This is a genomic window from Rhodococcus erythropolis R138, from assembly GCF_000696675.2.
Lineage (GTDB): Bacteria > Actinomycetota > Actinomycetes > Mycobacteriales > Mycobacteriaceae > Rhodococcus_F > Rhodococcus_F erythropolis.
The window spans coordinates 5,903,184-5,909,259 of record NZ_CP007255.1 but is presented as its reverse complement, the minus strand read 5'-3'; the positions used below and the strand labels follow the sequence as shown (position 1 = coordinate 5,909,259).

The 6,076-nt window shown below is 61.7% G+C and carries 6 protein-coding genes, 1 tRNA gene and 1 riboswitch; of the genes, 3 read left to right on the top strand and 4 right to left on the bottom strand.

The window, feature by feature from the left end:
- Nucleotides 1-148: 148 nt before the first annotated feature.
- Nucleotides 149-1,495 carry a lysine N(6)-hydroxylase/L-ornithine N(5)-oxygenase family protein gene (locus H351_RS27145; protein WP_019747015.1) on the top strand — a complete coding sequence of 449 codons (1,347 nt, stop codon included), beginning with the start codon at nt 149-151 and terminating at the stop codon, nt 1,493-1,495.
- Entirely contained in the window at nt 1,492-1,740 is a 249-nt protein-coding gene (locus tag H351_RS27140) for an MbtH family protein (RefSeq protein WP_003945538.1), read from the top strand. The genes H351_RS27145 and H351_RS27140 overlap by 4 nt, the downstream gene beginning before the upstream one ends.
- An 83-nt stretch (nt 1,741-1,823) precedes the next feature.
- On the opposite strand, the gene H351_RS27135 is transcribed toward H351_RS27140, so the two are convergent.
- A complete protein-coding gene (locus H351_RS27135; protein WP_019747016.1) occupies nt 1,824-3,251 on the bottom strand; it encodes a threonine/serine exporter family protein in 1,428 nt (475 codons plus the stop codon).
- Between the two features lie 122 nt (nt 3,252-3,373).
- On the opposite strand from H351_RS27135, the gene H351_RS27130 reads away from it, so the two are divergent.
- Nucleotides 3,374-3,445 (top strand) — tRNA-Thr (locus tag H351_RS27130).
- A 72-nt stretch (nt 3,446-3,517) separates the two neighbouring features.
- On the opposite strand, the gene H351_RS27125 is transcribed toward H351_RS27130, so the two are convergent.
- From H351_RS27125 to H351_RS27115, 3 genes are all read right to left on the bottom strand, one after another.
- The gene (locus tag H351_RS27125) at nt 3,518-4,315 is read right to left on the bottom strand and encodes a GAF and ANTAR domain-containing protein (protein ID WP_020968516.1); all 798 of its coding nucleotides are present in this window, start codon (nt 4,313-4,315) and stop codon (nt 3,518-3,520) included.
- Nucleotides 4,316-4,792: 477 nt separating this feature from the next.
- Nucleotides 4,793-5,608 carry a hypothetical protein gene (locus H351_RS27120; RefSeq protein ID WP_019747018.1) on the bottom strand — a complete coding sequence of 272 codons (816 nt, stop codon included), beginning with the start codon at nt 5,606-5,608 and terminating at the stop codon, nt 4,793-4,795.
- Between the two features lie 47 nt (nt 5,609-5,655).
- On the bottom strand, nt 5,656-5,970 hold the full coding sequence (locus H351_RS27115; RefSeq protein WP_020968517.1) for a DMT family transporter: 315 nt from the start codon (nt 5,968-5,970) through the stop codon (nt 5,656-5,658).
- A gap of 14 nt (nt 5,971-5,984) precedes the next feature.
- Nucleotides 5,985-6,050, bottom strand: a riboswitch (guanidine-III (ykkC-III) riboswitch).
- Nucleotides 6,051-6,076: the final 26 nt, after the last annotated feature.

Below are 6,076 nucleotides of genomic sequence, written 5' to 3'. Positions count from 1 at the left end.
TACGTCGCATCGCTCCGCGGGGTCGACCGCTATACGGGGGCTCACAGTATTGATACCCTCACCTCATTAAGGGTAGCCTTTGCTACTTACTTCGGGACATCGATTGGCGACCTTATCAGGTCGTCCCGTCGGGGATGGACTACCTGTAATGAGTGAATCACCGAGAGACTCCAGCGCCGAACCCGCCGTGGTCGACATCGTCGGCGTCGGGTTCGGTCCGGCCAACCTCGCGTTGGCCATCGCTGTCGAAGAACACAATGCAAATTGTGCAGCCGTTGATCGGGTGAATGCGCGGTTCTTCGAAAAGCAGTCTCAGTTCGCGTGGCATCCCGGGATGCTGCTCGACGGTGCCACGATGCAGATCGCGTTTCCGAAGGACCTGGTGACGTTCCGTAACCCACAGAGCGGATACAGCTTCTTCTCGTATCTGTTCGAGCAGGGGCGGCTGGTCGACTTCGTCAACCACCAGACCTTCTTTCCCACGCGCCACGAGTTCAACGACTATCTGTGCTGGGCAGCTCGACGAGTCGACGCGGATGTGCAGTTCGGTACAACCGTCGACGGGGTCGAGGGCATCAAGAACTCCGACGGCGTTGTCGATCGCTTTGCGGTCCGCACAGCCGACGGTGAAACGGTGATCGCGCGCAACATCGTCGTCGGAGCCGGACTGAAAGAGCGGATCCCGGAATGGGCAACGCCGTCGTCCCGGTGCTTCCACAATCACCAGTTCCTCTTCCACCTCGAAGCAATGCCCGAGCCCGTGCACAACAGGTTCGTTGTTCTCGGCGCCGGTCAGAGTGCCGCGGAGATCGTCGACTACCTGCACGCGAACTACCCGAACGCCGAAGTCCACAGTGTTTTTGCCCGGTACGGCTACAGCCCGGCAGACGACAGCCCGTACGCCAATCGCATCTTCGATCCCGAAGCCGTCGATCAACTGCACGGCGCCGACGCCGCGGAACGACGTCGACTTCTCGATCTGCACCGCAGTACCAATTACTCGGTCGTCGACATCGAACTGATCAACAAGCTCTATGCCACCGAGTATCAGGAGATGGTTCGCGGGCCGCGGCGACTGTTCATGCGTCGGGCTTCGGAGATCACGAGTGCCGTGGAGACCGAATCCGGCATCGAACTGGCCGTCCGCAGCAACCTCGACGGCTTGACCGACACGCTGTCGTGCGACGCACTCATTCTGGCCACGGGTTTCACCCCGGCGCCGCTGGACAATTTGTTGGGTGAACTCGTGCCGGATTCGTCCGTTCCGCGTAACGTCAGTCGGGATTATCGACTGGCTGTAACGGAGGACGTGACAGGCGGTATCTATCTGCAGGGTGGGACAGAACAGACTCACGGATTGACGTCGTCGCTGCTGTCGAACGTGGCAGTGCGGGCGGGGGAGATTCTGGCGTCGGTTCTGAGCCACCAGAACCGAACTGGTGCGCTTGCTAGTCTGGGCGCACAAGACACGTACGTAACAAGTGAGGCGAGATGAGCACTAATCCTTTCGATGACGAAGACGGCCGCTTCTACGTGCTGGTGAACGACGAGGACCAGCACTCGCTGTGGCCCACGTTTTCCGAGGTCCCCGCCGGCTGGCGCGTGGTGTTCGGTGAAGACAGCCGCAAGGCGTGCCTCGAATACGTCGAGGCGAACTGGACCGACATGCGTCCGAAGAGCCTGCGAGAGGCCATGGAAGCCGATCAGGCTGCCGGCGGAAAGCACGCAGTCGAGAGCTGATTCTCTCGCTGCTCGGAAACCCCCGAGTGAACCGAAAGAGCTGGGCACCGTCAGGTGCCCAGCTCTTTCTGCTTGAAACTCTCTTACTTCTCGGTGACGGGAACGCGGCGTTTGCGTTTGCGGACCATCGGTCGGCGTAGCGAGTCCACGCGCATCAGGATTCGTGGACGACGCAGAGTTCGCGCTCCCCATTCGCCGAGCGTCACGCCAGCGGCCAGGGCGCAGCCGATACCGAATGCCGACAGCAAAGCAGTCAGACCGATCAGTACCTGGTCGTTGAGCAGCGCGTACAGGCCTCGGTACAGCGACAGACCGGGGAGCAGGGGAGTGATGCCTGCGACCGCGACGACCAGCGGAGGCGTCAGGGCGCGGCGAGCCATCAGACCACCGGCAAGACCGACGACGGTCGCCGCGATCGCTGCGGCGATCACGGGGCCGACGTCGAGTGTTTGCACGAAGATCGACACACCGCTGCCGGCCGCGCCGCCCAGGAATGCCGCGGTGAGTGCACGCCGCTCGGCGTAGCAGGCAAGAGCGTAGAAGACCGACGCACACGCGCCGGAGAGCATCAGGATCGGCAACTGCGTGATGGTCGATACTTCCACGTTGATCGGTGGAAGCGTCGAACCCAACATCCCGGTCATTCGCAGTGAGATCGCGACACCCGCGATGATGCCGCCCGTCATCATCACCACTTCGAAGAATCGCGCGACGGCCGTGATCGGCGCACCCATGATCGCGTCCTGGACCGAGCCCACCAGAGACAGCCCCGACAGCAAGACGACCACGCCGGCCGCGATCACCAGCGACGGCCGGATACTGATCCCCAGCTGATCCTGAAAGGTATAGAGCGTCGCGGCGGGCGCAGCCGCGATGAGACCACCGACAACCTGCTGGAAGAAGAACGGCAACCCGAACCGGTTCAGTACGCGGTTGACCCGATCGATAACCATCGTCGTCAGAAACGCGACTGTGGCAACAAGGAACCCGCCGCCGAGCAGGACGGAGACCGAAGCCGCCATCGCTGCCCAGGCCATGGTTGCGGTCCATCGGTTGTACGGGTGCGGCGCCGTCGTGATGGCTGTGAGTGCGTCGTGCGCTTGGTCCGGTGTGATCGCCTCACGGCGGATACGACGCGTCAGACGGTCGACAGCCGCCAGTCGCGTGAAGTCCATCGAGCGGTAGTGGACGATGCGCATCGTGCTCGCCGGCGGTCGCGTCGGGCCACGATAGGCAGAGAGCACAATCGAGTTGTAAGTGACGTCGACGTCACACTGAGCAAGGCCGTAGGTGGCGGCGATGAACTGCACCTGCTCCGCCGTGTCCATGGCCGCGGTCCCGGAGGCGAGGAGGACTTCGCCGACCCGAACCGCCAGGTCCAGAACTTCTGCGACGACGGCGTCGTCTGTGAGGTCGATCGGTTGTAGCGGCGCGGGAGCCGACGTGACCGTGTCGACGGTGGCTTGGCGGTTTCCCGTCAGGCGTGTGAGTGCTTCGGTGAATTTCGCCATCAGGGGGCGGAGTGGGAGTTGCGCATGGGGCCCACGCTATCTAACGTGACCCGGGCGCGGCCACCGTGACGGCTTGGATATGATGGCTCCGCAAAGTCAGTCGCGGCAACGCGTCGGTCTTCGCCTCCTTAGCTCAGTGGTAGAGCACTCGCCTTGTAAGCGAAAGGTCGTCGGTTCAATCCCGACAGGAGGCTCCGAAAGTAGAGGCACTCACCAAGATTCTGGTGGGTGCCTCTGTGTTTGCGGAGATGCTGTGTTTGCCGGGTTCAGTTGGTCTCAGGCTTGTTCGTGGCCTGGCGCGGATCGATCGCGCCGTCGATGTACTGCTGGGCGATCACTCGCAGTTTGACGTTGCTGCGCTGTGAGTCCTGGATGAGGATGCGGAAGGCGCGGTCGGCGTCGACGCGGTGGGTGCCCATGATGATGCCCTTGGCTTGTTCGATGACACCTCTCGATTCGAGTGCACGCTCGAGGTCCATCGCGTGCTTTCTGGCGATGTCGAGGCGCTGCGAGCTGTGCAGTGCGTAGGACGAGGTGACGGCGAACAGTTGGAGCAATGCCACGTCGGCGCCGGTGAAACCTCGGAGGTCGTGGCTGTAGAGGTTGAGGGTTCCCAGCGGGCGATCTCTGCCGGGCAATGGCATCGACAAGAAGCTGACGGCGCCGACTGCTTTTGCCGCGCTTGCGAATTGAGGCCACCGGCTGTGTGCTTCGCTGGCATGCGCACGTACAACCGTGCCCGTGCGTGACGACGTCACACTCGGTCCGTAGTCCAGTCGGAATTGGATCGAGTCGACGGTGCGAACAAGTTGGTGGGTGGCGGCTACGGTTCGGAATGTCGAATCCGAACCGCCGATGGTAATTCCGGCCATGTCGGCGTCGGCGATGAGATCGACGGCGTGTTTGCAGACCTGTTCGAGAAATTGCTCGGCCTGGGCATGTGGATCGAGGTGCGCGTACAGCGATTGCAGGGCGTCCGAGGCGGCGTCCAGGCTGTCCTGCGACGCAGAATTTCGGCCCCCGGTAGGGCCGCGGTGTTCTCTGGCAATGCGCGGCGCCGTCATTGTCTCAACCACCCTTCCCCATCACGTCGCAGGCATGTCCGATTCGTCTTATTGTTGCACCGGACTAACTGTTGTGCACTCTGTTTGGGTGGACAAGTGTCTGGTGGGGCAGACGGTTATGCGGGTGGGATACGTATGCCTAATCGTGATGTTTGGTTCAGTCATTTGCGGGTAGTGCGCCGAATATGGAATTGCGTTGTCCTGCAACAGTTAACGCGGAAACTGCGACCGCGGTACAAGTTTTCTCCGCAATGGCGCGCAGGTCGCGAACTTGGCCTATTGTCAGCGCCAGCGCACAATCTTGTACGCGTAACCCGCAGACAGTGAAGGGGATACGACGATGAACGGACTGATCGCGGCTCTGAACAGTGGAATGACCGTTGGCTTGGCCAACACGATTCTGACTTTCGGCGGAATCATCATCAATCTCAACATCGTGATCAACAACTGACCACGTAATCGGCGAGTAACCGTTTGTTATGCCGATTCGATCGGAAGGTCCGGCCCTGGGCGTTCGCCCTTGCTCTTGAGCCAGCGATTGGGAAGCTTGCCGGCCAGTTCTCCGAGTGGACCGACTGCAGCACTGAGGATTCCGACTGTTTCCTGCAGTACCTCGATGCTGGCGCTCATTCTCTCGAGGTTGGGGGCGAGGGAAGTCAAGGTATCGGACAGTGCAACGATCTGGTCAAGCGGGCCGCCTTCGGCGATGAGCCGTTCGAAGGCGCCGTTCTCCGCCAAGAGTGTTTCGAGGATGCCGTTCTCGGCCAGTGCGCGATCGATGACACCGTCCTTCGCAGTCAGGCGTTCGACAGCACCGTCCTGTGCGGTCAGGCGTTCCAGCGGACCGTCCTCCGCCATCATTCGGTCGAGGAGACCGTCCGGGGCGAGCAACCGTTCCAAAGCGCCGTTCTCGGCGAGCACCCGATCCAGCGGTCCGCCGGGGGCAAGAAGTCTTTCGAGTGGCCCGCCGGGAGCGAGAAGTCGTTCGAGAGTGCCGTCGGGTGCAGTCAGTTTGTCGACCGGGCCGCCGGGTGAGAGAAGGCGATCGAGCGGCCCACCGGGGGCCAAGGCCTGCCCGATGGGCCGATCGTCTGCAGTAAGCGATGACAACTGCTGGATCATCTGCATGGGTCCGCGGGGGCTGGCCAGGCCTGCAGCACCCGCCGTCACGGCACCGGTATTACCGACGGCGATACGAACTGTCGTGACCGTCAGCTCGGCGATGCCCAAACTGATCTCTGCGGCTGCAATGCCCGCGCGTAGGGGAAGCGTGAGCATCTCCAGCAGTTTCATGCGTTAACTGTAACCGGTAACACACAAACACTCATCAGGATCGCCGGTCAGTGAAGGACCTTCAGACCGACCACACAACCGACGATGCCGAGGATCAGCAGAATCTTGACGACCGACGTGGACTCCGCACCGGTGATCATCGCGTATCCGACGGTCAGGGCGGCGCCGATGCCGACCCAGACCGCGTACGCAGTTCCGATGGGAAGGGTGCGCATTGCATACGCGAGGCCGGCCATACTGACGATCAGGCCGAGGATGAAGACGATGGTGGGTGACATCTTGCTGAATCCGTCGGACTTACCCAGCGCGGTAGCCCAGACAGCTTCGAAAAGTCCGGAAATGACGAGCACGATCCATGCCATGGTGAACAACTCCCAAGGCACCGTCTTTTCGCTGGCCGGGTACGGTGCGCTCGTCCGGATGTCGTCGTTGACCACCCAACCATAGCAACAGAATTCTGCGTTCCGA